The organism is Kitasatospora fiedleri, from assembly GCF_948472415.1.
Lineage (GTDB): Bacteria > Actinomycetota > Actinomycetes > Streptomycetales > Streptomycetaceae > Kitasatospora > Kitasatospora fiedleri.
Genome location: NZ_OX419519.1, coordinates 1544673 through 1566882, shown reverse-complemented (window position 1 = coordinate 1566882; position 22210 = coordinate 1544673). Strand labels below are relative to the sequence as shown.

Genomic DNA, 22210 nt, shown 5'->3' with positions numbered 1-22210 from the left:
GCCCGGGGCGGCACTTCCCCGGAGGCTTGGGTTCCATGGGACAGCTGACAGCATCGAACGAACGGGTGCCGGCCGACGACCGGGTGTCGGGGACGGCCTACACCAACCTGGTGGTCGCCACCGTCGGCTTCGCGCTGACCTTCTGGGCCTGGAACCTGATCGCCCCGCTGGCGGGCGAGTTCGACAAGACACTGCACATGTCGTCGTTCGCGCAGTCGTTCCTGGTCGCGGTGCCGGTCATCGTGGGCTCGCTGGGCCGCGTCCCGGTCGGCGCGCTGACCGACCGCTTCGGGGCGCGGCTGATGTTCCCGCTGATGTCGGCGCTGACCATCGTCCCCGTGCTGCTGCTGATCCCGGCCCGCAGCTCGTACGGGGCGCTGCTGGCGGTCGGGTTCCTCCTCGGGCTCGGCGGCACCACCTTCGCGATCGGCGTGCCGCTGGTGAACTCCTGGTTCCCGCCGCACAAGCGCGGCCTGGGCGTCGGCGTGTTCGGCATGGGCATGGGCGGCGTCGCGCTGTCCGGCTACTTCACGCCGCGGCTGTGGAAGCACGGCCACGACCTGCCGTTCTGGGTGCTGGCGATCGCCCTGGCCGGGTACACCGTGCTGTCCTACCTGCTGCTGCGCGACCGCCCCGACCGGGTGGTCCCGACCGCCTCGCTGGCCTCCCGGCTCGGTCGGGCCGGGCGGCTGCGGGTGACGTGGGAGCTGTCCGCGCTGTACGCGATCGGGTTCGGCGGCATCGTCGCGTTCGGCGTCTACCTGCCGACGTACCTGAAGACCTGGTACGAGCTGTCCGCCACCGACGCCGGCACCAAGGCCGCCGGGTTCGCGCTGGTCACGGTGGTCTTCCGGCCGTTCGGCGGCTGGCTCTCGGACCGCGTCCACCCGGCCGTGGTGACCGCCTGGGCGCTGGGGACCACGGCGCTGTTCGCGATCGTCCAGGCGTTCGACCCGGATCTCAGCCCGGTCGGCACCATCGCCTTCCTGGTGATGGCGGCCGGCCTGGGCACCACCAGCGGCTCGGTGTTCGCGCTGGTCGCCCAGGTCACCCCGGTCGCCCAGGTCGGCTCGGTGACCGGCATCGTCGGCGCGATCGGCGGCCTCGGCGGCTTCGTCCCGCCGCTGGTGATGGGCGCGATCTACAGCGCCAAGAACAGCTACTCGATCGGCTTCATGCTGCTCTCCGACCTGGCCCTGGCCGGCGCCGTCTACGCGATCGGCCGGATGCGCGGCATCCGGCCCACCGCCACCGGCTGACCCCGGCCCACCGCCACCGGCCGACCCCGGCCCGCACTCACCCGGCCGACCGGCCCCCGACCGTCAGCTCCAGCCCGCCGTCGGCCGCCACGGACGCCCGCACCTCCCAGGTCCGGGCGTCCAGCCGCGTCCCGGCCGCCGTCGCGTACCCGGCCACGGCCAGCTCGGCCACGGTCGGTCCGGCTCCGGCCGGTCCGGCCGCGCGCAGCCGGCCCTCGGCGGCCGAGCCGTCCGCGAAGCGCAGGTCGAGGTCGAGGTCGAGGGGGAGCTCGGCGTCCAGGGGCCCGGGCGCCGCCGCGGCGGCCGCCGGACCGGGCAGGCCCTGGACCCGCAGCCGCGCCCCCGGGAACAGGTGGGTGTGCGCGCACAGCGCCGGGAACGTCTCGCTCATCGCCGCTCCGGATCGGGTGCCGGTGGCCGGCCCGGTCGGGCCGCCCCCGCCAGTGTCCGGCCGCGGCCCGCCCGTACCACTCGCGCCCGCACCCGGGGCCCACGTCCGTGCCCGAGGCTTACGCCTGCGCCCCCAGCAGCCGCTGCACCGCCGGTTCCAGGCCGGACAGGATGGTGTCGAACCGGCGGGTCGAGGTGGTCGAGTCGACCTGGAGGCGGCTGATCCGCAGCGGGTGCGCGGGCAGCCGGGGGCCGAGCCGGTGGTCGGAGAGGAAACCGAGCCGGTAGCCGAGCTGGCGCAGCACGGCGTCCGCCCGCTCGTCGAAGCCGCCGTCCGGGTAGGCGAACGCGGTGGGGGCCTCGCCCAGCCAGCGGGTCAGCACCCGGTGCGCGCCGGCGATCTCCGCGTGCACCGTCGCCTCGTCGCAGCGCCGCAGCGAGGGGTGGCCCAGGGTGTGGTTGCCGACCGCGACGTCCGCCTCCCGCAGGACCCGCAGGTCCTCCGGGCGCAGCTGCTCCTGGGCCGGCGGGCGCCGGTGCGCGGAGACCCGCAGCTCGGCCAGGCTGCGCCGGCGGTCCGGGTCGGGCATCGCCTTGAGCAGCGCCAGCACCCGGGCCGGGTCGGCGCCGCGGGGCAGCAGCCGGGCCCGGCCGCCGTAGCGGGCCAGGAACGCCGCCTCGTGCCACCAGAACGGCTTCTCGGTGCCGACCAGCTCGGCGATCACGAACGCGGCGGCGGGGATGCGCCGGGCCACCAGCTCGGGCAGCGCGTGCCGCAGCACCGTGCGGTCCGGGTCGTCGAAGGTCACCAGCACCGAGCGCGGCGGCAGCGGCCGCCCCTCGGCCAGCGCCCGCTCCACGTCCGGCACGGACACCGGGGTGGCCAGCCGCCGCAGCCGGTCCAGCTGGGCGCCGAACGAGGCCGGGTCGGTGATCCCGTGGTAGGCGAGCACGGCCAGCCGCTGCGCCGCCCGGGCCCGGAACAGCGGCTGGGCGGGACTGAACCGCAGCCAGCTGCCCCGGTCCCGCTCCCGGGGCTGGCCGGGCGCCGAGGACGGAGCGGGCGGGGTCGCGGACGGGACGACGGGCTGGGGCGGGGCGCAGACGGCAGCGGCGGTGGCAGCGGTGACGGTGGCGTACGACACGGTTCCCCCTCGGTCGCCGACAAGCGGCGTGGCGGTACCGTCGGCAGGCGGAGCCCGGCCTCCGACCCCGGGCGCGGCGGCTCCGCACCCGAGTGATCTAGCCCGCGGCGGGCACTCCCAATCCCGCTCGTCGGACGGCTCCTGGATCGCTCAATGTAGTGGAGACCCACGACGCCCCGGGATGGTTGTACGCCGGACGGCGAGATTTCGCGGGCGGTCCGGAAGTGCTCCGGAAGTGCTCCGGAAACGGCCCGCGCGGCGGCCGGACGGGGCCGGACGGAGGCCGTCCGGGGCCCGTCCGGGGGCCGGGCACAAGGGCGGACGGGCGGGCGGGAGCCGCTGCGGGCGGGACCGGGGCGGTGCTCCGCAAGGGCCGGAGGACTGTGGCCCGCGCTCCCGGACCGGGTTACCGTGGAGGGCATGGCAGACACCCGAGGTAACCGCGCCGCTACTCGCCGTTCGGCCCTGTTCGGCGGCTGCGCGCTGCGCCGCCACCAGCCGCTGCTGGCCCTGGTGGGCGTGCTCTGCGTCGGCATGGGCATCGCGGTGGCGGTGCTCGTCCCGCAGACCGACGGCCCGGCCTGGGTGATGGCGGTGGCCGGCTGCCTGGCCGCCGGGGTGCTGCTGCTGGTCCGGATCGGCATCGCGCTGCTGCGCCCGAGCGGCGGCGCCACCCCCTGAGCCCCGGGTGCCGGGCGCGCGCCCGGCGATGATCGACCGCCGACCGGAAAACGTCCACCAATGGGACAGGACCGGTCGGACCGGCTGATTTTCGGCCTACCTACGCACTTCTTTCACGTTTCCGGGGCAGCAGCCTCACACTTCCCCCTACTGTGATGCGCATCGCCCGCGGCAACCGCGGGCCGGGGGAGTCACAGTCCGGTGCGGGGGCACCGTGAGGGGGGTCCATGACGAGCACCGCCGGCCGGGCCGGAGGCGTCCGGTCGAAGGTCAAACAGCAGCTGGCCCGCGCGGCCGGGCGGGTGCCCGGCGCGGGCGCCACCCTGCTCATCTACCACCGGGTCGGCGGCGGCACGAGCGACGAGCTCGACCTCGCCACCGCCGACTTCACCGCCCAGGTGGACCTGCTCGCCGAGCTCCCGCCCGCCGGGTCGTCCCGCTGGACACCGCCGCCGACCGCCTCGACGCCGGCCTGCGCACCCCCAGCACCGTCCTCACCTTCGACGACGGCTTCGCCGACACCTACGAGACGGCCTGGCCGCTGCTCCGCGAACGCGGCCTGCCGTTCACCGTCTACCTGGCCAGCGGCCTGGTCGGCGCACCGATGCGCTGGGAGGGCTCCACCGCCAAGGGCGCCCCCGCCACCGGCCTCAGCTGGGAGCACCTGCGCGAGATGACCGCCTCCGGGCTGTGCACCGTCGCCAACCACACCCGCAGCCACGTCCGCCCCGAACTGCTCGGCACCGCCGAGCTCGACGCCTGCGGCGACGACGTCGAGGAGCACCTCGGCACCCGCCCCCGGCACTTCGCCTACACCTGGGGCCGCCCCGTCCCGCACCTGGACGCCGCGCTGCGCGCCCGCTTCCGCACCTGCGCCACCGGCCTGGTCGGCCGCAACCTGCCCGGGTACGACCCGGCCCGCTTCCACCGCGTCCCGGTCCGGCGCACCGACCCGATCGACTTCTTCCGGGCCAAGCTGTACGGCCGGCTCGTCCCCGAACGCGCCTACGCCCGGATCGTCGCCACCGCGAAGGCGGTGGGCGCCGGTGCCTGACCAGCTCCCGCTCCGCCTGCGCGGCGAGGGCGGCCGGCCGCTGCGGGTCGCCCACCTCACCACCGTCGACATGTCGCTGCACCTGCTGCTCGCCACCGAGCTCACCGTCGACGTCGAACACGGCCTGCGCACCTACGGCATCAGCGCCCCGGCCCCTACCGGGAACGGATCGAACGGATCGGCGTCCGGCACCTCCCGCTGCCCTCGCTCACCCGCGCCTGGCAGCCGGCCGCCGACCTCGCCGCCGCCCGCGAACTGCTCGCCGAGCTGCGCCGCATCCGACCCGACGTGCTGCACACCCACAACCCGAAGACCGGCGTGCTCGGCCGCGTCCTGGGCCGGCTGGCCCGCGTCCCCGTCGTCGTCAACACCTGCCACGGCCTGTGGGCCCAGGCCCACGACCCGCTCGCCAAACGGCTCGCCGTGCTCGGCGCCGAGGCGCTCGCCGCCCGCTTCTCGCACGCCGAGCTCTACCAGAACGCCGAGGACCGGGCCGCGCTCGCCCGGTGGGGCGTCCCCGCCGGGCGCTCCCGGGTGGTCGGCAACGGCGTCGACCTCGACCGCTTCCCCGCCCCCGGCCCGGCCCGGGACGCCCTGCGCGCCCGGCTGCGCGCCGAACTCGGCCTCGCCGAGGACGAACTGCTGGTCGGGGTCGGCCGGCGGGTCGCCGAGAAGGGCATCCGCGAGTACGCCGAGGCCGCCCGCGCGCTGGCCGGCAAGGCCCGCTTCGTCTGGATCGGCCCCGACGACCCCGACAAGCCCGACGCGCTGCGCGCCGCCGAGGCGGGCGTGGAGTTCCTCGGCCCCCGCGACGACATGCCCGCCGTGTACGCCGCACTCGACGTCTTCGTCCTCCCCTCCCACCGGGAGGGCTTCTCCCGCTCCGGCATGGAGGCCGCCGCCAGCGGCCTGCCCCTGCTGCTCAGCGACATCCGCGGCTGCCGCGAGATCGGCACCCACGACCGGCACCTGCTGCTCGCCCCGGCGGCCGACGCCGCCGCCCTCACCGCCGCGCTCGACCGGCTCCTCACCGAGCCCGGCCTGCGGACGCGCCTGGGCGCGGCGGCCCGCCGCCGCGCCCTCGAACGGTTCGACCAGCGCGCGGTCGCCCAGGTCTCGCTGGAGACCTACGCCGCCGTCGCCCGCCGCCGCGGGCTGCGCTGGAGCACCGGCTGAGCGTCCGCACCGCCGCCACCGTCACCGCACCACCGCCGCACCGCACCAATGCACTGCACCGCACCACCGCACTGCACCGCACCGCACCAACCCAGTTGGGGGAGAAATGAAGCGAGGGGGGGACCTCGCGGTCACTGTGCTGGCCGGGATCATCGCGCTCCCGCTCGGCCTGCTGATCGCCCTCCTGATCCGCGCCACCACGGGCGGACCGGTGATCTTCCGGCAGACCCGCACCGGCCGCCACGGCCGGGAGTTCGACATCCTCAAGTTCCGCACCATGCGCGACCGGCAGTACGAGGACGAGCCCGACGCCCCGCGCATCACCCGCCTCGGCGCGCTGCTGCGCAAGAGCAGCCTGGACGAACTCCCGCAGCTGTGGAACGTCCTGCGCGGCGACATGGGCGTCATCGGCCCCCGGCCCACCCTGCCCGAGCAGGTCGTCCACTACTCCACCCGCCAGCGCGGCCGCCTCGCCGTCCGCCCCGGCCTCACCGGCTGGGCCCAGGTCCGCGGCCGCAACTCCATCACCTGGCCCGAACGCATCGAACTCGACCTCTGGTACATCGAGCACCACAGCCTCGCCCTCGACCTGCGCATCCTCGCCCTCACCGTGAAGGTGCTGCTGCGCCCGGCCGGCATCACCGCCGCCGGCGGCGTCAACCCCGGCTTCCCGGCCCCGACCCAGCCGACCGCCGAGCCCGCCGTCCCGGCCGGCTCCCGGATCGTGCTGCCCCGGCAGGCCACCGCGACCGCGCCCCGGCTGGCCCCGGAGGAACTGCGCGGCTAGGCCCTGGTGCGGCGGAACGATCCGGCCGGGCGGCGGCGACCGCCCGGCCGGGTACGTTTCCGATGACGGACGATCAGCGAGGGCACGGACGAGGGACGGAGAACGGCGCATGGTGCTGTGGATCGCGGGTGCGGGCGGCGTCGGCCGGGAGGCGCTGGACGTGGCGCTCGCCGCGGGCGTCGAAGTGGCCGGGTTCCTCGACGACCGGCAGGCCGGGAGCACGGTGCGCGGCCTGCCCGTCCGCGCCCCCGCCGAACTGCCGCCCGGCGCCGGGTACCTGGTCGGGATCGCCGACCCGGCGGCCCGGGCCCGGCTGGCCGGGCTGCTGGACGCGGCGGGCGGCCACCCCGTCACCCTGGCGCACCCCCGGGCGATCATCGCCCCCGAGACCGAACTCGCCCCCGGCTGCCTGGTGATGGGCGGCGCGCACGTCTCCAGCAGCGTCCGCCTCGGCCCGCACAGCCAGGTGCACTACAACGCGACCGTCGGCCACGACACCCGTCTCGGCGCCCGCGTCACCGTCTACCCCGGCGCCCACGTCTCCGGCGCCGTCCGACTGGAGGACGACAGCACCGTCGGCTCCGGCGCCGTGGTCCTCCAGGGCCGCACCGTGGGCCGCGCCGCCTTCGTCGGCGCCGCCGCCACCGTCACCCGCGACGTGCCGCCCGGCACCACCGTGGTCGGCACCCCGGCCCGCCCGCTGCTGCGCCGCGCCCCCGCCCCCGCCCCCGAGGGCGTCGCCTAGGCTTCCCCGCATGGGAATTCCTGCGTTTCTGGCGGACCTGCGCGCCGTGGTCGGGCACCGGCCGCTCTGGCTGTCCGGCGTGTCGGCGGTGGTGGTGGACGAGGACGGCCGGGTGCTGCTCGGACGGCGGGCGGACAACGGCCGGTGGGCACTGATCAGCGGCATCATCGACCCGGGGGAGCAGCCCGCGGACGCCGTGGTGCGCGAGTGCCTGGAGGAGACCGGGGTGGAGGTGCGGCCCGAGCGGCTGGTCGCGGTGGCGGTCTCCCCGATGATCGAGTACCCGAACGGCGACCGCACCCAGTACCTCGACCTGGTCTTCCGGTGCCGCCCGCTGTCCGGCGAGGCCCGGGTGAACGACGACGAGTCGCTCGAGGTCGGCTGGTTCCACCCGGACGCGCTGCCCGAACTGGAGGACCGCCTCCTGGACCACATCGCCCGCGCGCTGGCCGGCAAGGACGAGGCGCACTTCGAACTGACGGCGCCCTGAACGCCGGAGGGCGGGAACGGGGCACGCCCCGCTCCCGCCCTCCGCTGCCTCAGAGCGTCCGGAACCAGGCCGCGGTGCGCCGCAGGCCCTCCTCCAGCGGGACGGGCGCCACGTCCGGGAACAGCTCGCGCAGCCGCGCGTTGTCGGCCTGCGAGTCCCGCACGTCCCCCGGCCGCGGGTCGACGTGCTCGGCGGCGACCGGCGCGCCCAGCACCCCGCCCAGCAGGCCGATCAGCTCCAGCAGCGAGGTGCGCGTCCCGAAGGCCAGGTTCACCGGCTCCGCGGAGACCACCCGGCGCAGTACCGCCTCGGCGAGCACCTGGGTCACCGTGCCGACGTAGGTGAAGTCCCGGCTCTGGTGCCCGTCCCCGTGCACCGTCACCGGCCGGCCGGCCAGCGCCGCGTCCAGGAAGGCCGGGACCACCGCCGCGTACGCGTGCCCGGCGGGCTGGAGCGGGCCGAAGACGTTGAAGAAGCGCAGCGGCAGCACGCCCAGGCCGTAGCAGTGGTGGTACGCCCCGAGGTAGGACTCGCTGGCGAGCTTGGAGACCGCGTACGGGCTCATCGGGACGGTGCGCATCGTCTCGCGCTTGGGCAGCTCCCGGTTCGCGCCGTACACCGAGGAGGAGGACGCCGCCGCCACGTACGGGCCGCCCGCGCGGCGGGCCGCCTCCAGCACCTCCAGGGTGCCGGTGGCGTTCACCCGGTGGCTGGCCAGCGGGGCGGCGATCGACCGCGGCACGGACGGCAGGGCCGCCAGGTGCACCACCGCGTCGGCGCCGGTGAACACCGCGTCCAGCAGGGCCGGATCGAGGATGCTGCCCTCGAAGAAGGCGACGTCCACCCCCGCCAGGTTGGCCTTGCTGCCGGTGGACAGGTCGTCCACCACCCGGACCTCCGCCACCTCCGGACGGGACGTCAACTCCCTGGCCAGATTGGCCCCGATGAACCCTGCCCCGCCGGTGATCACCACACGCACGGCCGCGCACCACCCTCCGGTCGGGCCCGGGACTCCCCCCACCGGGCCGGTGCGGCCGACTCTAGCGGCGGCCCGGGGCCCGGCGGGCGGGAAACCCGCACAGTCGCCACCAAACCGTCCCATCGGACACATCCGGGACGACGGACGGCGCACCGGCACGTCCGCGCACCGGCACGTCGGCGGACCGGCTGACGGGCGAAGGGGCGGACCGGCCCGGGCCGGGGCTCAGCGCTTCGGCCGACGGGCGGTCTCCTCCGCCGCGTCCAGCACCGCCGCCAGGTCGCCGCCCGCGGTCGCGCGTCGCCACCGCGGCCACCGCGCCCTCCACGAACGGGGCGTCCGCGAACCGGGTCGGGAACGGCAGGCCGTGCTCCTCGGCCGCCGCCAGCACCGTCAGCACGGTGCGGACCGGGCCGTCCAGGTCGCACAGCACCGCCACGCCGTGGCCCTGGTCGACCCGGCGGGCCGCCGCGGCCACCAGCACCGCGCTGCTGCCCGGGCCGTCCTCCAGCGAACCGCCGGTCGCCGCGACCGGAGCCGGATCGTCCGCCTCCGTCACGGCCAGGGCCACCGCCCGCACCGCGTCCGCGAGTTCCTGGCTGTGCGACACCAGCACCAGGCCCACCCGCCCGTGTCCGGCGGGCCGGGCGGGGCGCGGCACCGAGGGCACCGGCGCGGTCACGGTGCCCGTCGCGGCGCCCACCGGCGGGGCCGAGGGCGCGGTCGAGATCGGGATGACGTCGGCGCGGCTGCGGTCCCGCTGGTCCATCGGCTGCTCCCGGTTGGGTGGCTGACTGCTCGCCACCCATCCTCACCCCGGCCGCCGCCCGGAGCGTGCTCCTCGGGCGCGCCCGGGTCGGCGTGTCCGACCGGGACCGCCGGGGCCCGGACGTTCGAGGGGGCGGGCTTGTAGCACAGCAGCCGCCGCGGGAGGGCCGGATCGCCCCATCTGCCCCGTCCGGTGGGCGCGCCGGGCCGGAACGGCCGGGCCGGGGGCCGCGGGTGGCTAAACTTGCCGCTCGACCACAGGCAGGGCGACTCCGAGCCGGAGTCCGGGCGGGAGGGTGTGCGGATGACGCCGGCAGAGGCGGCACGGGCGGCGGACGAGCGCCGCAAGATCGAGCTCGACGTGAGCGGGGCCGAGTGGCAGCACGCGCCCGGCGGCGAACAGGGCGTCCAGATCGCCTTCGTCGACGGGTACATCGCGATGCGCAACGGCGCGGAGCCGGACGGCCCGGCGCTGATCTTCACCCCCGCCGAGTGGCGGGCCTTCGTGCTGGGCGCCCGGGACGGCGAGTTCGACCCGCGGAACCAGTAGTCGCAAGCGCGGCGCCGGTGTGATGGAATCGGCCAGTCCGGGGCCGCGGCGGCCCGCGCGGTTGGCCGGGTGTTCACTGCCCCGCCACGCCCCCGACCGGGAGTTCCCGGGCGCGGCGGGTGCGGCCGGGGCCCGCGCGCAGGTGACGGCCGGGCATGCGCCGAGGTTACAAAAGAGTTCTGATGGGCCGAATCTTGTTGACTGGTCGACAAGCCTGCCAGCACAGTAAGAGCAGGCAGACGCCGTGCCTACCGCCCCCACGCGGTATAGGCACGGCGCCCGCTTCTGCTGCCCGTCAACGGCGCCGATGACGGGCTCTCCCCTTCCCTGTGCCGCACAGGGTGCGGCAGCCGTCGCAGCGGGAGTGACCCGACCGGGAAGAGCGACTCCCCGGGTGGGTCGGAGCCCGGATTCCGCACGCCCCCACGCGGCGGTGATCCGGGCGAGGTTCGCGGACGCGACGGCACGAGGGCCCCGCGAACCTGGCTCTGGGTTCGGTTATGTGGCTGTGGTGGCGCCGATCCCGATGGCACCTCGACCGTCCGGAGCCCGCCGGAATCACCCGCAGGCTCCAGGAACCGTCTAAGGACCATTGAATCAGCAAATGGTGCTTGGAGTTCACACGACCGCGTGCGCAGTGAGGGAATGCGCGCAAGGCACGCTGCGACAACCCGCTCCCCGTGGATCTCGCCCCGGAGCGGCCGTCGTGCTGAACCGAACGTAGCCCGGACGGTTGCTCAGAGTCAACATTGGTCCCTGAGCGTAGAACTCGGCCTGATCGCGGACCCGCGCACCGGCCCCCGCCCAGCGGCCCCGTACGATGGGCCCATGTCATTTCTCCGCCGTCGCTCCGGACAGCCCGCCGGCCCGGACTTCGACGTACTGGCCATGGACCCGGGCGACTGGCCCGGCGACTTCGGTGTCATGATCCTGGCCGGTCAGGACGGTTCCTGCCAAGGCGTCTTCCTGCAGTACGACCTGCTCGGCGGCCGCGGCCCGGCCATGCTGATCGGCAACCTCCCGCAGGACTCGCCCGCCCGCGAGAGCGAGGACGGCGTGCCGCTGGAGGCCCGCCAGTTGCTCGCCTCGCTGGAGAACGAGGAACCGGTCGACTTCGTCTCGGCCGAGGACTTCCCGGTCATGCTCGGCGACGACCTGCTGATCGTCCGCAAGGTCAAGGTCACCGAGGAACGGCTGTACTGCTCGCAGTTCGGCCGCAGCGACGGCGTCCAGGTGACCATCGCCTCCTGGGACCGACCGGTTTCGGACGACCTCTACCAGCTCCTCAAGCCGCTTCCGGCGGAGATGTTCCAGCAGGGCTGACGCGCGATGCCCCGGCCACCGCTGCTCACCCGCCGCCTGCACGTGGACCTCCGGCGCACCGCCGGCGCGGCCTGTCCGGCTTCCTGAGAACCCCAGTTCACGGACGCCCGACACCTCGCCGCCCGCCCGGAGGCCCGCCATGACCCGCACCGCAGCACAGCCGACCGTCCCCGCCCCCGTCACCGCCGACGCCGACGACGCCGTCGAGCGGGCGTTCGCCCGGCTGCCCCGGGTGATCGACCTGCTGGCCGCCCGGGCCGCCGAGCACGACCGCGACGGCACCTTCCCGTACCAGGGCGTCGAAGCCGCCCACGAGGCCGGGCTGCTCACCCTCACCGTCGGCCGGCGGCACGGCGGGCCGGGGGCCGGCCTGGCCGACACCGTCCGGGTGCTGGCCAGGCTCGGCCGCGGCGACGCCTCGGTCGCCCTGCTCGCCGCGCACACCCTGCTGCACCACGCCGAACAGGCCCGCACCGCGCCCTGGCCCGCCGCGCTCTACCGGCGGCTGCTCACCGAGTCCCGCCGCGGGCCCGCCCTGGTCGGCACCCTCCGGGCCCCCGCCGGGCGCCCGCCCGCCGTCACCGCGCACTGGCAGGGCAACGCCTGGCGGCTCGGCGGACGCGCCCCGCACTGCCCCGGCGCCGAAGCGCTCTCCTGGCTCGTGGTCGAGGCCCGCACCGCCGAGAACCAGCCGCGCACCGGCCTGTTCCTGGTCCGCGCCGACAGCCCCGGACTGGAGATCGACCCCGCCGCCGACCAGCTCGGCCTGCGCGCCGCCGCCGGCCACGACGTCCTGCTGGAGGACGCCCGGATCGGCACCGACGCGGCCCTGCTGCCCAAGGGACCGGCCTTCCCCGCCGACCCCGTCGCCACGGCCTGGCACCAACTCGCCCTGACCGCCGTCCTGCTGGGCACCGCCCGGGCCGCCCTCGACTGGTCCGCCGGGCAGCTGCGCGGCACCGCCGCCCACCGCCGCCCGCTCGGCGAACTCGACGCCGCGCTCACCGGTGCCGAGGAACTCGTCCACGGCCTCGCCGCCCGCACCGACGCGGACCCGTCCGCCGCGACCCGGGCGCCCGCCGTCCAACTGCTCGCCGCCCGCACCGCGAGCGACACCGTGCAGCGGGCCCTCACCCTCACCGGCAGCGCCGGGCTCGACCGCCGCCACCCGCTGGAGCGCCACCTGCGCGACGCCCTCAGCCTGCGCACCCAACTGCCCGCCGAGGACACCGTGCTGGACGCCCTCGGCGAAGCCCTGCTGGGCGGCTGACCACGTCGGCCCCAGGGGCCGACCGACTACCGGGGGCCGACTACCGGGTGCCGACCGCCGCGCGGACCGCGCGGCGGGCCAGCGCCGCGTCGTCGTACAGCCGGCGGATCATGATCCGCTGCTCCTCGCCCGCGCCCGGCACGTCGTGCAGCCGCAGCTCGCGCATCAGCACCAGCACCAGGTTCACCAGGAACGCGTCCCGGGCCAGCGTGCCGCCGGACTGGGCGAGTTGGCTGATCTGGCGGCGGGCCGCGGTGTCGCCCGACAGCACGCTCCACAGCACCGCCAGGTCGTAGCCCGGCAGGTACCAGCCGGCCTGTTCCCAGTCCAGCAGGACCGGGCCGGACGGGGCCAGCAGGATGTTGCCCAGCAGCGCGTCGCCGTGGTTCAGCTGCCACGGCACCGAGGACAGGCCGTGCAGCAGACCGCGCAGGTCGCCCGCGTCCCGGTCGGTCAGCAGGCCCAGCGAGTGGAACCGGGCGATCTCGGTCTGGTAGTCCATCGGCTTGCCGAACACGTCCGTCGGCGGGCGCCACAGGTTCAGCGTGCGCACCGAGCCCAGCACCGCGCGCACCTCGCCCGGCGTCGGCGCGTTCACCGGGTGCCGCTCGCGGGCCGCCGGACGGCCCGGCACCCGCTCCAGCACCAGCACGCAGCGGTCGTGGTCGGCCGCCACCAGCCGGGGCAGCCGCACCGGCGGACGGTGCCGCACGAACGCCCGGTACACCGCCACCTCGTGGTGGAAGCGCTCCACCAACTGCTCCGCCCGCTCCCCCCGCAGCGCGGCCGGGGACAGGCACTTCGCCACCACCGGGGCCCGGCCGATGGTGCCCGCGATCAGGATGTGCCGACCGCCCTCCCGCAGCACCTGGCGCGGCAGGAACGCCGGACATATCCGCGCGACGTTGGCGAGCACCGCCCGTACCGCCGGTGTCTGCAGCGCGGCCGGGTCCACCCGGTCCACGAACGCCTCCGGGGCCCGGCCCGCGGCCGGCCGGCCCGGCTGGCCCGGCTGGCCCGGTCGGCCGGCCTGCTCCGCCAGCGGGCGGGTCACCAGGGTGGTGCGCCCGCGCGGGTCGCGCAGTTCGGCGGCGCGCGGTGCGGGCCGTCCCGAACCGGCGGTCGGGGGGCGCAGGGGGGAGCGTGCGGGGCGTACGGTCGCGCCGTCCACCCCGTTCGGGCGGACGAGCGGGTACCGGTGCTGGCTGTGGAGTACATGGGCTGGTGAGGGTCCTTCCTTGACCGGCGGCAAAGCTGTGGGCGGCCCGTCGAACCGGGGTCGGGCCGGCCGGGCGGGGCGCGGGCGCCGGGCACGGTCCGCGGTCCGCCGGAACCGTCCGCACCCTGGGGAAGTACGTCCGTCCCGACCGCCGCGCCCTGCCCGGCGCCCTCGCGCCACCCGGTCGCGCCACCCCCCGCTGAGCCGCTCCCGGAAGGCCGCCCGACGCACCGTCGGAACCAGGTCCGGGCCGGTCGGGGGCCGTTCCGACGCGGAGTCGGGGTGGCGCATACCTACCTGACACCCGGACGGCACTGGCACACCACGTAGCGCACCCTGGCGAACCCTGGCGAATGGTCGCTTGGCATGTGACAGAGCCACTAGGGTCGAGCCAGCCGAGGATCTGGGGGCTTCAGTTGAGCAAGGGGCCGAACACCAGACTGGCCGACCACTTCGCCCTGACCGGATGGTCCAAGGGCGAGCTGGCCCGGCTGGTCAACCGGCGGGGTGCCGCGCTGGGCGAGCAGCAGCTGTCCACCGACACCTCCCGGGTCCGGCGCTGGATCGAGCAGGGCGAGATCCCGCGCGACCCGGTGCCGAGGGTGCTGGCCGCCGTGTTCACGGAGCGGCTCGGCCGTGTCGTCACCACCGAGGACCTAGGTCTCGAACGACACCGGCCCACCAGGTCCGGCAGCAGCGCAGCACCGCCGAAGGAGCCCTGGGCACCGGATCGGACGGCCGCGGTCCTCACCGAGTTCACGGGAATGGACCTCATGCTGAACAGACGCGGACTGGTCGGCGCCTCCGCCGCCCTCGCGGCGGGCGCGGTCATCGCCGACAACCTGCACGACTGGCTCACCGGCGGCGCCGTCGCCGAGGCGGCCGCCCGCCCGGGCCCCCGCCACGTCCTGGTCCAGGGCGGGGCCCAGCCCGTCCTCGACGTCTACGAACCGGGGCCGGTCGGCAACGAGGAGGTCGCCGCGCTGGAGCGCGCCGTCGACGTGTTCCGGGCCTGGGACGCGTCCCGCGGCGGCGGGCTCCAGCGCAAGGCCGTGGTCGGCCAGCTCAACGAGGTCGGCGGCCTGCTCACCCACGACCACCCGGCCGCGCTGGAGCGCCGGCTGTGGACGGTCGCCGCCAACCTCGCGGTGCTGGCCGGCTGGATGTCCCACGACGTGGGCCTCGAACCGACCGCCCAGCGCTACTTCGTGATCGCCGCGCAGGCCGCCCGGGAGGCCGAGGACCGCCCCCGGGCCGGCGAGGCGATCTCCCGGGCCGCCCGCCAGATGCTCCACCTCGGCCGGGCCGACGACGCCCTCGAACTCATGCAGCTCGCCAAGGCCGGCGCCTGCTCCGGCGACGGCGCCCAGCCGCGCACCCGGGCCATGCTGCACACCGTCGAAGCCTGGGCGCAGGCCGCGCTCGGCCGCTCCGAGGCCACCCGCCGGGTGCTCGGCGAGGCCGAGGAGCTCTTCGTCCGGGACAGCCCGGAGCCCGCCCCCAGCTGGATGCAGCTGTTCAACGAGGCCGAACTGCACGGCATGCAGGCCCTGGTCTACCGCACCCTCGCCGAGCACGACCCCGGCGCCGTCCCGCTCGCCGTCCGGCACGCCCGGACCGCGATCCGGCTGCGCCAGAAGACCGGGCGCGAGCGCTCCGCGCTGCTCGACCGGATCACCCTGGCCTCCATCCACTGGATCTCCGGCGAACCGGACGAGGCCCAGGTGCAGGCCAAGCTCGCCCTCGCCTCGATCAACGACACCTCCTCCAAGCGCACCTGGGACCGGCTGCGCGAGATGTACCGGCTCTCCACCCGCTACCAGGGGCTGCCCGGGGTGGCCGAGCTGCGCGAGCAGATCAACGAGGCGCTGCCCGCGCCCAGGAGGCCGCGCCCGATCTGAGGAGGCCGCGCCCGATCTGACCGGGGCGGCTCCGGAGGTCGAACGCCCGGGTGATTCGGGCTCGAACGGACCCGGCATTCCGGAAGGGGTCGATCCGGTACGGACGGACCCGGTGTGACGCGGTCACGGTGCGGAAATCCGTTGCCCTGTGTGCAGATCGGTCACCCAGGCGGTAACCTTCGGTGATTCCGGCGCCCGGGCGCCTGAGCTGTGCCAACCGACCCCGGCGACGGAAATCCCGTTGCCACGACGACCGCCGCAACGGATGCTGACCTCATGTTCGAGCCAGTGATAGCGCCCAGCGCCAGCCTCCTCGGCCTCCTCCAGAGAGGTCGTGGGGACGGGCAGCTGCATGCGTTGGCCGCAGACCGCGACGAGGCGATCGCCGCCGTCGAGACCTGCGTCACCAACGACCCCCGCGCCGACTGGCAGGTCGAGAACCGCTCCCTGTACTACGCGCGGCTCTACATGGAGCTCGAAGCCCCCCTCACCGGCATCGAGCTCCACCTCCACTCGCCCGAGGACAGCCTCGACCCCGATGAGGCCCGCACCGGCCTCGCCCTCGCCGTCCTGGGCCACCTGGCCGGCTACGGCCGCCGGGACGCCCTCGACCTGCTGCGCGCCTACACCGCCACCGGGGCCAACTGGTCCTGGGCCCTCGACGAACTCGCCCTGCGCGACACCGACGAGTCCCTGCTCTCCCTGGCCCCCGCCGTCCTCGCCCGCTTCCCGGCCGACCCGGAGGGCGACGCCGAGCTGCGCGAAGCCGTCCGCTCCGCCTACGAACCGCGGGTCTGGCGGCTGTGGGCCGCCCACCATCCCCGGGTGGCCGCCGCCGGCGAGCAGTCACCCTTCGACCTGTGGCAGCGCCAACTGGCCCGCCCCGGCGTCACCCCCGGCTGGTCCACCGCCGACGTGCTCGCCTGGGCCGACCAGGGCGACAGCGCCGCACCGACGCCCTCGCCCGCCGCGCCGCCGCGGCCGCCCGCTGCCTCACCGCCGTCGTCCGACCCGAGGACGCGCCGCTGCTGCACGACGCCGCCGGGCACGGACCGGCCGGCGCCCGCTGTGCCGCGCTGCGCCACCTCGTCGAACAGCGCGACCCGGCCGCCGCCGGGCTGATCGAGACCGCCGCCGCCGACCTGGACCACCGGGTGGTCCGCGCCTCGCTGGAACTGCTCGGCCGCATGCGAGGTCCCGAGGCGCTCGCGCACGCCCGCCGCTGGGCCGACCCGGCGACCGGCGGCGCGGACAGCGCCCTCGCCCAGGCCGCCGTCCGCCTCCTCGCGGACGCCGGCGAGCCCTGCGACGCCCCGCTGGTAGTCGCCGCACTGCACCAGTGGATCTCGCTGAACGGCGTCACCGGCGCCGCCCTCGGCAGCCTGGTCGACGGTGCCGGCCGGCTGCACGCCGCCGCCGCCGTCCCCGCCCTGCGGCACGTCTACGGCGAGGCCGCCTCCTCCGAACTGCGCGGGCGCGCCGCCCAGGCGCTCGCCGTCACCGACGCCAACTTCGGGGCCGGCCCCGCGGTCGAGTGCCTGTGGGACTGCGAGGAGTCCACCCGCGAGCTCGCCGCCACCCACGTCACCACCACCGGCGACGTCCGCGTCCTCGAACGGCTGCGCCGGCTCGCCGCCGACCCGGCCGAGGAGGCCGAGGTGCACGCCGCGGTGCGCGGCCGGCTGACGGCCCGGGACCGCTAGGGTGCCCGCCATGCGACCGCGCACCCTGCTCCGCCCCGCCGCACCCGTCCTCGCGCTGGGCCTGGTGCTCGGCGCGGCCGCCGCCGCGGCGGCGCACGTCGAGGTCGGGTCGCCGACCGCGCAGGCGCTCGCCGTCGACGCCGAGGTCTCCTTCTCCGCCGAGGGCGAGTCCTCCACCGCGGGCATCGTCGACGTCAAGGTCGTACTGCCCGCCGGGCTGGCCCCCGGCGACATCACCCTGGCCCAGGCCCCCGCCGGCTGGGCGCTCACCCCCACCGCCGACGGCTACGCCCTGGCCGGCCCCGCGCTCGCGCCCGGCACGGCCGCCGACTGGTCGGTCAAGGTCCGCCAACTCCCGGACGCCGCCTCGCTGGTCTTCAAGACCCTGGTCGACTACTCCGACGGCCACACCGACCGCTGGATCGAACTCCCGCAGGGCGGCACCGAGCCCGAGCACCCCGCCCCGACCCTGGCCCTGCGCCCGGCGGCGGCCGGTGCGACGCCACTGGCCCCCGCCGGGTCGCCGTCCGCCACGGCGTCCGCGCCCGCGACCGCCACCCCGTCCGCGAGCGCGACCCCGACTCCGGCCGGGACCGCCACCCCGACCGCCGCCGACTCGCCGAGCCCGGCCGCCACCGCCGCGGACGACGACCGGAACGGCGGCGGCACCACCACCGCGATCGTCCTCGGCAGCATCGCGGGCGTCGCCGTCCTGGCCGCGCTGACCGTCCTGGCCCTGCGCCGTCGGAAGTCCCCCTCGGACTGACCTGTCGGCGGGGGCTGCCAGGATCGCGGCCCATGAGCATCATCGGCAGCTACCTGCGGCTGGCCCCCGCCGAATTCGCCCGCGCCCTCGAAGAACCCGGCTGGGTCCGGGAGTTCGCCCGCGAGCAGGCCGCCCTGGAACGCCGGCGCGACCCCTCCGAACTGCGCTTCCACGACACCGGGAAGTCCTGGGCGGCCCTGGCCCACCTGCTCGCCCGGCGCGGCCTCCCGACCGAGCCGGTCCACGGCGGCACCCCCTCCCCGGCGACGAGGACTGGGGCTACGGCCCGCCCACCCTGCTGGCCCCCGACCGGGTCGCCGCCGCCGTCCGCGAGTTGGCCGACCTCCCCTTCGACACCCTGGCCGCCGGCCTCACCCCCGCCGACCTCGCCGCCGCCGAGGTCTACCCCGTCCGCCTCTGGGCCGGCGACCCGTCCGCCCTCGACCACCTCTCCGCCCACTACACCGACCTGCTGCGCTACCTCACCCGCACCGCCCGCTACCGGCACGGGCTGCTGATCTGGTACTCGTGACCGCCGGGCGGCACCGGCGGAGCCCGCGCTGGTGAAGGAGTGGTGGAAGCACCTGCGGAGTGGGCGAACGGGCGGGGCGGGGGCCCTATCGTTTCGGTTCCACCGAGAGGTCGCCGGAGGGAGGGTGGCGCCGTGGTCGTGCTGCGGCTGGATTCGCTCGCGCTGTCGCGGTCCCGCTTCGCGCTGTCGCCGTTCGCCGAGACGCTGGCGGCGATCGTCCAGTTGGCCCGTCCGTACGGTGAGCCGTGGGCGGGGCCCTGGCGGGAGCGGCACCGGGCGGCGTTCCTGGAGCGGTTGGCGGGGGACGGGTACGCGCGCGGGCTGGTGGAGTTGATCGCGGCGACCAGGTACCTGCCGGACCACCTGACGCTGCCGCCGGGCGGGGGGATGGAGACCACGCTGGAGTCGGAGCTCGCCGAGGTGGCCCGGGTGCCGGACGAGGTCGCGGCGGCGGGGCTGCGCACCGCGCAGGAGCACGCCTGGGCGGGCCGGCGGCTGGACCGGCTCACCGGACGCGGGCACGGCGCCCGGGCGGCCGAGCTGTTCCGCGCGGTCTGGGACGCGCACCTGGCCGCGGACTGGCCGGCCCGGCGGGCGGCCCTGCAGCGCGACGTCACGCACCGGGCCGGGCTGCTGGCCGCGCACGGCTGGCCGCGGGCCCTGCGGCAGATGAACCGCACCAGCGGGTGGGTCGGGGTGGACGCGATCCGGTTCAGCGACCGGCCCGGCCCGGACCGGGTGGTCGGGCCGGACGGCATGCTCTTCGTCCCGGTCACCGCGCAGCGCAGCTCCTGGCTGTGCGAGGCGCCGGGCCGCCCGTTCGCGCTGGTGTACGCGGCGCGCGGCTCCGGGGCCGGGTCCGGACCGGGGCCGGGCCGGGCTCCGGTGCGGGGAGGACGGGCGGGCGCTGGCCCGGCTGCTCGGCGGCGGGCGGGCGCAGATCCTGCGCCAGTTGGAGACGCCCGCCACCACCAGCGAACTCGCCCTGCTGCTGGACCAGTCGGTGGGCACGGTCGGCGGCCACCTGGCGATCCTCCGCGACACCGGCCTGGTGGACCGGACCAGGGTGGGCCGCCGGGTCCTCTACCACCGCACCGAGCTGGGCGACCGCCTGGCTCAGGGCCCGGAGCGGGGCTGACGGGAGGTCAGGCGACGCAGAACTCGTTGCCCTCGGGGTCGCGCATCACCCACCAGTGGCCGGCCGGGCCCTGGTCCTGCTCCTCGACCCGGGTCGCGCCGAGCGACTCCAACCGGGCCACCACGGCGTCGAGTTCGCCGCCGGAGTGGACGTCGATGTGCAGCCGGTTCTTGCCGCTCTTCGGCTCGGGGACGTCCTGGAACAGGATGCGGCGCCCCTGGCCGATGCCGCTCACCCGGTCGTACGGGTCCTCGGGGTGGCGGACGGCCGCGTAGCCGCGGAACAGTTTGCGGCCGTCGCGCTCCAGGACGGCGGCGGCCGGGAGGCGGCCGTCGGCGAGCAGGGCGTCGATCAGGGCGGTCGGGTCCTCGACCCGGTAGTCGAGGGCGGCGGCCCAGAACTCGGCGAGGGCCGGGGCGTCCGAACTGTCCACGACGAGTTTCCACGTGAGCGTCATGGCAGGCGATTCAATCGCACGTCAGATCGAGCGGCAACGACCTCCGGGCCGCCGGTGTGTCGGTCCGTGCGGGGCGCGGGGAGGGAGGGGCGGGGAGGAGGGGGAGAAGCGGCGGGGGCGGGCGGCCGGTGGTCTCCGGCGGCCCGCCCCCGGGGACGGTGGTGCGGTGGGGGTGGGTCAGTGGACGGCGCCCGCGTCGGGGGCGAGGGTGCCGGCGGTGACCAGGGCGATGATGGTGATGCCGAGCAGGATTCGGTAGATCACGAACGGCGTGAAGCTGTGGTGGGAGATGTACTTGAGGAACCAGGCGATCGCCGCGTAGCCGACCGCGAAGGCGATCAGGGTGGCCAGGACGGTCGGGCCCCAGGCGGGTGCCGGGCCCTCGCCGATCTTGAGCAGTTCGAGGCCGCCGGAGGCCAGCACGGCGGGGATGGCGAGCAGGAAGGAGTAGCGGGCGGCGGCCTCGCGGCTGTAGCCGAGGAACAGCCCGGCGCTGATCGTGCCGCCGGAGCGGGAGACGCCGGGGATCAGGGCCAGCGACTGGGCGGCACCGTAGACCAGGGCGTGCCTGAAGTTCAGCGAGTCGACGCCGCGGGCGTGGCGGACGGCGCGGGAGCGGTCGGCGACGGCCAGGATCACGCCGAACAGGATCAGGGTGGTGCCGATCAGCCGCAGGTCGCGCAGGGTGGTCTCGATGGTGTCCTGGAACAGCTTGCCGAGGATGCCGATCGGCAGCGTGCCGATGATCACGTACCAGCCGAGCCTGGCGTTGGGGTCGCCGCGCCACTCCTTGCGGAACAGTGACAGCGTCCACGCCTTGATGATCGCGCCGATGTCCCGGCGGAAGTAGATCAGCACCGCGGACTCGGTGCCCAGCTGCGTCACCGCGGTGAACGCCGCGCCCGGGTCGTCCCAGCCGGCCAGGGCGGAGAAGACCCGCAGGTGCGCGCTGGAGGAGACCGGCAGGAACTCGGTCAGGCCCTGCACCAGGCCGAGCACGGCCGCGTGGAACCAGTCGATCACCGGACACCCGCCGCGGATATCTCTCGGAGGCTCAGCATGGGCGGTTTCCTGTTCGTTCGTGGGGTGGTCCGGCGGCTGGGGGCTGTCCGGTGTGGCCAGATGATAAGGGGTCCGGATGTCCCGAAGATCGCAAAGGGATGGTCCGGACAATTCCGGACCATTGCGGCGGATCGGGCGGTCGGCGGGTGCGCGGTCGCCGGTCGGCGGGTGCTCAGCGGGTGTCGGCCGCCCACTCGGCGCGGGTCAGGGCGTACACCACGTCGCCGTGCTCGCTGCCCGGGATCGGGTCCGGCCAGTCGGCGGAGAACGTCCGGACGTGGCGCAGCCCGGTCCGCTCCAGCACCCGGCGGGAGGGCGTGTTCACCGCCATCGTGGTGGCCACCACCCCTTCCGTCCCCGGCCGTTCCGCGAACGCCGCCCCGACCAGGGCCGTCGCCGCCTCGGTGGCGTACCCGAGGCCCCGGGCGGCGGGTCGCAGGCGGTAGCCCAGCTCCAGGCGGTCCGGCCGCTGCTCCGGTTCCAGCCCGACGGAGGACGGCGGGTGCAGCGCCGCCCAGCCGAGGAAGCGGCCGTCGGCCTCCAGCGCCCAGCAGCCCAGCCCGTCCGGCAGTTCGGCGTAGGCGCGCAGCAGGCCGGGCAGCAGCTCGTCCGCGACCCGGTCCGGCGGGACGGGGCGGCCGTCGTCGATGTACCGCATCACCTCCGGGTCGCCGCACAGCGCGGTGACGGCGGGCAGGTCGGCGGAGGTGAAACGGCGCAGGACCAGCCGGTCGGTGCGCAGGCGGACGTGCCGCGGCGGGAGGGGTTCGTTCACGGGTCGAGCAGAGCACCGGGGGCGGGGGCGCGGCAAGCGG

General features: G+C 76.0%; 22 protein-coding genes and 2 pseudogenes. 16 read left to right on the top strand and 8 right to left on the bottom strand.

Annotated features, from left to right (window positions below; genetic code table 11):
• Nucleotides 1-35: 35 nt before the first annotated feature.
• Nucleotides 36-1259 carry an MFS transporter gene (locus tag QMQ26_RS07575; RefSeq protein WP_282205173.1) on the top strand — a complete coding sequence of 408 codons (1224 nt, stop codon included), beginning with the start codon at nucleotides 36-38 and terminating at the stop codon, nucleotides 1257-1259.
• A gap of 37 nt (nucleotides 1260-1296) precedes the next feature.
• Here QMQ26_RS07575 and QMQ26_RS07570 read toward each other — a convergent pair whose 3' ends face one another.
• Together QMQ26_RS07570 and QMQ26_RS07565 are read right to left on the bottom strand one after the other, a co-directional pair.
• Complete coding sequence (locus QMQ26_RS07570) at nucleotides 1297-1650, bottom strand: hypothetical protein (RefSeq protein ID WP_282205172.1); 354 nt, start codon at nucleotides 1648-1650, stop codon at nucleotides 1297-1299.
• 118 nt (nucleotides 1651-1768) lie between these two features.
• Complete coding sequence (locus tag QMQ26_RS07565) at nucleotides 1769-2794, bottom strand: polysaccharide deacetylase family protein (protein ID WP_100835426.1); 1026 nt, start codon at nucleotides 2792-2794, stop codon at nucleotides 1769-1771.
• Between the two features lie 420 nt (nucleotides 2795-3214).
• Between QMQ26_RS07565 and QMQ26_RS07560 the strand changes: the two genes are divergently transcribed.
• The 6 genes from QMQ26_RS07560 (at nucleotide 3215) to QMQ26_RS07535 (ending at nucleotide 7727) form a co-directional block, all read left to right on the top strand.
• Nucleotides 3215-3475 (top strand): hypothetical protein, encoded by a 261-nt coding sequence (locus QMQ26_RS07560; protein ID WP_282205171.1) that lies wholly within the window; start codon nucleotides 3215-3217, stop codon nucleotides 3473-3475.
• Between the two features lie 214 nt (nucleotides 3476-3689).
• Nucleotides 3690-4529 carry a polysaccharide deacetylase family protein gene (locus QMQ26_RS07555; protein WP_282205170.1) on the top strand — a complete coding sequence of 280 codons (840 nt, stop codon included), beginning with the start codon at nucleotides 3690-3692 and terminating at the stop codon, nucleotides 4527-4529.
• 168 nt (nucleotides 4530-4697) lie between these two features.
• Complete coding sequence (locus QMQ26_RS07550; RefSeq protein ID WP_282206456.1) at nucleotides 4698-5705, top strand: glycosyltransferase; 1008 nt, start codon at nucleotides 4698-4700, stop codon at nucleotides 5703-5705.
• Nucleotides 5706-5811: 106 nt separating this feature from the next.
• Complete coding sequence (locus QMQ26_RS07545) at nucleotides 5812-6492, top strand: sugar transferase (protein ID WP_282205169.1); 681 nt, start codon at nucleotides 5812-5814, stop codon at nucleotides 6490-6492.
• Between the two features lie 109 nt (nucleotides 6493-6601).
• Nucleotides 6602-7237: an acetyltransferase gene (locus QMQ26_RS07540; protein ID WP_282205168.1), complete on the top strand. Its 636-nt coding sequence runs from the start codon at nucleotides 6602-6604 to the stop codon at nucleotides 7235-7237.
• Between the two features lie 10 nt (nucleotides 7238-7247).
• A complete protein-coding gene (locus QMQ26_RS07535) occupies nucleotides 7248-7727 on the top strand; it encodes an NUDIX hydrolase (protein WP_100835421.1) in 480 nt (159 codons plus the stop codon).
• Between the two features lie 49 nt (nucleotides 7728-7776).
• On the opposite strand, the gene QMQ26_RS07530 is transcribed toward QMQ26_RS07535, so the two are convergent.
• Together QMQ26_RS07530 and QMQ26_RS37375 are read right to left on the bottom strand one after the other, a co-directional pair.
• Nucleotides 7777-8706: an NAD-dependent epimerase/dehydratase family protein gene (locus tag QMQ26_RS07530; RefSeq protein ID WP_282205167.1), complete on the bottom strand. Its 930-nt coding sequence runs from the start codon at nucleotides 8704-8706 to the stop codon at nucleotides 7777-7779.
• A gap of 61 nt (nucleotides 8707-8767) precedes the next feature.
• The gene (locus QMQ26_RS37375) at nucleotides 8768-9475 is read right to left on the bottom strand and encodes a PTS-dependent dihydroxyacetone kinase phosphotransferase subunit DhaM (protein ID WP_318552209.1); all 708 of its coding nucleotides are present in this window, start codon (nucleotides 9473-9475) and stop codon (nucleotides 8768-8770) included.
• A gap of 303 nt (nucleotides 9476-9778) precedes the next feature.
• Between QMQ26_RS37375 and QMQ26_RS07520 the strand changes: the two genes are divergently transcribed.
• From QMQ26_RS07520 to QMQ26_RS07510, 4 genes are all read left to right on the top strand, one after another.
• Nucleotides 9779-10024: a DUF397 domain-containing protein gene (locus QMQ26_RS07520; RefSeq protein ID WP_100835418.1), complete on the top strand. Its 246-nt coding sequence runs from the start codon at nucleotides 9779-9781 to the stop codon at nucleotides 10022-10024.
• An 828-nt stretch (nucleotides 10025-10852) separates the two neighbouring features.
• Nucleotides 10853-11347, top strand: a complete 495-nt coding sequence (locus tag QMQ26_RS07515) for a hypothetical protein (protein WP_100835417.1) — start codon at nucleotides 10853-10855, stop codon at nucleotides 11345-11347.
• Between the two features lie 6 nt (nucleotides 11348-11353).
• On the top strand, nucleotides 11354-11434 hold the full coding sequence (locus QMQ26_RS38190) for a putative leader peptide (protein ID WP_359783877.1): 81 nt from the start codon (nucleotides 11354-11356) through the stop codon (nucleotides 11432-11434).
• Nucleotides 11435-11486: 52 nt separating this feature from the next.
• Entirely contained in the window at nucleotides 11487-12617 is a 1131-nt protein-coding gene (locus tag QMQ26_RS07510; RefSeq protein WP_282205166.1) for an acyl-CoA dehydrogenase family protein, read from the top strand.
• 40 nt (nucleotides 12618-12657) lie between these two features.
• Here the strand turns inward: QMQ26_RS07510 and QMQ26_RS07505 are convergent, their stop codons facing one another.
• A complete protein-coding gene (locus QMQ26_RS07505) occupies nucleotides 12658-13788 on the bottom strand; it encodes an aminoglycoside phosphotransferase family protein (protein ID WP_282205165.1) in 1131 nt (376 codons plus the stop codon).
• A gap of 464 nt (nucleotides 13789-14252) precedes the next feature.
• Here QMQ26_RS07505 and QMQ26_RS07500 point away from each other — a divergent pair, with 464 nt between their 5' ends.
• From QMQ26_RS07500 to QMQ26_RS07480, 5 genes and pseudogenes are all read left to right on the top strand, one after another.
• Nucleotides 14253-15737 (top strand): DNA-binding protein NsdB, encoded by a 1485-nt coding sequence (locus QMQ26_RS07500; protein WP_100835415.1) that lies wholly within the window; start codon nucleotides 14253-14255, stop codon nucleotides 15735-15737.
• A gap of 276 nt (nucleotides 15738-16013) precedes the next feature.
• Nucleotides 16014-17440, top strand: a pseudogene (locus QMQ26_RS07495) (HEAT repeat domain-containing protein).
• Nucleotides 17441-17450: 10 nt separating this feature from the next.
• Nucleotides 17451-18206, top strand: coding sequence for a DUF1775 domain-containing protein (locus tag QMQ26_RS07490; RefSeq protein ID WP_282205164.1), 756 nt, complete (start codon nucleotides 17451-17453; stop codon nucleotides 18204-18206).
• Nucleotides 18207-18238: 32 nt separating this feature from the next.
• Nucleotides 18239-18738, top strand: a pseudogene (locus tag QMQ26_RS37370) (YfbM family protein).
• 952 nt (nucleotides 18739-19690) lie between these two features.
• Complete coding sequence (locus QMQ26_RS07480; protein WP_282205163.1) at nucleotides 19691-19876, top strand: ArsR/SmtB family transcription factor; 186 nt, start codon at nucleotides 19691-19693, stop codon at nucleotides 19874-19876.
• A 7-nt stretch (nucleotides 19877-19883) separates the two neighbouring features.
• Here the strand turns inward: QMQ26_RS07480 and QMQ26_RS07475 are convergent, their stop codons facing one another.
• The 3 genes from QMQ26_RS07475 to QMQ26_RS07465 all read right to left on the bottom strand — a co-directional run bounded on the left by QMQ26_RS07475 (nucleotide 19884) and on the right by QMQ26_RS07465 (nucleotide 22170).
• Complete coding sequence (locus QMQ26_RS07475; protein ID WP_100835410.1) at nucleotides 19884-20333, bottom strand: VOC family protein; 450 nt, start codon at nucleotides 20331-20333, stop codon at nucleotides 19884-19886.
• Nucleotides 20334-20510: 177 nt separating this feature from the next.
• Nucleotides 20511-21353 carry an undecaprenyl-diphosphate phosphatase gene (locus QMQ26_RS07470; RefSeq protein ID WP_282206454.1) on the bottom strand — a complete coding sequence of 281 codons (843 nt, stop codon included), beginning with the start codon at nucleotides 21351-21353 and terminating at the stop codon, nucleotides 20511-20513.
• A gap of 214 nt (nucleotides 21354-21567) precedes the next feature.
• Complete coding sequence (locus tag QMQ26_RS07465) at nucleotides 21568-22170, bottom strand: GNAT family N-acetyltransferase (RefSeq protein ID WP_282205162.1); 603 nt, start codon at nucleotides 22168-22170, stop codon at nucleotides 21568-21570.
• Nucleotides 22171-22210: the final 40 nt, after the last annotated feature.

Excerpts from the sequence above, each read along its gene's own strand:
- QMQ26_RS07575 (WP_282205173.1), top strand. The coding sequence starts at position 36 with ATGGGACAGCTGACAGCATCGAACGAACGGGTGCCGGCCGACGACCGG.
- QMQ26_RS07570 (WP_282205172.1), bottom strand. The coding sequence starts at position 1,650 with ATGAGCGAGACGTTCCCGGCGCTGTGCGCGCACACCCACCTGTTCCCG.
- QMQ26_RS07560 (WP_282205171.1), top strand. The coding sequence starts at position 3,215 with ATGGCAGACACCCGAGGTAACCGCGCCGCTACTCGCCGTTCGGCCCTG.
- QMQ26_RS07545 (WP_282205169.1), top strand. The coding sequence starts at position 5,812 with ATGAAGCGAGGGGGGGACCTCGCGGTCACTGTGCTGGCCGGGATCATC.
- QMQ26_RS07540 (WP_282205168.1), top strand. The coding sequence starts at position 6,602 with ATGGTGCTGTGGATCGCGGGTGCGGGCGGCGTCGGCCGGGAGGCGCTG.
- QMQ26_RS07535 (WP_100835421.1), top strand. The coding sequence starts at position 7,248 with ATGGGAATTCCTGCGTTTCTGGCGGACCTGCGCGCCGTGGTCGGGCAC.
- QMQ26_RS37375 (WP_318552209.1), bottom strand. The coding sequence starts at position 9,475 with ATGGACCAGCGGGACCGCAGCCGCGCCGACGTCATCCCGATCTCGACC.
- QMQ26_RS07520 (WP_100835418.1), top strand. The coding sequence starts at position 9,779 with ATGACGCCGGCAGAGGCGGCACGGGCGGCGGACGAGCGCCGCAAGATC.
- QMQ26_RS07515 (WP_100835417.1), top strand. The coding sequence starts at position 10,853 with ATGTCATTTCTCCGCCGTCGCTCCGGACAGCCCGCCGGCCCGGACTTC.
- QMQ26_RS38190 (WP_359783877.1), top strand. The coding sequence starts at position 11,354 with ATGCCCCGGCCACCGCTGCTCACCCGCCGCCTGCACGTGGACCTCCGG.
- QMQ26_RS07510 (WP_282205166.1), top strand. The coding sequence starts at position 11,487 with ATGACCCGCACCGCAGCACAGCCGACCGTCCCCGCCCCCGTCACCGCC.
- QMQ26_RS07490 (WP_282205164.1), top strand. The coding sequence starts at position 17,451 with ATGCGACCGCGCACCCTGCTCCGCCCCGCCGCACCCGTCCTCGCGCTG.
- QMQ26_RS07475 (WP_100835410.1), bottom strand. The coding sequence starts at position 20,333 with ATGACGCTCACGTGGAAACTCGTCGTGGACAGTTCGGACGCCCCGGCC.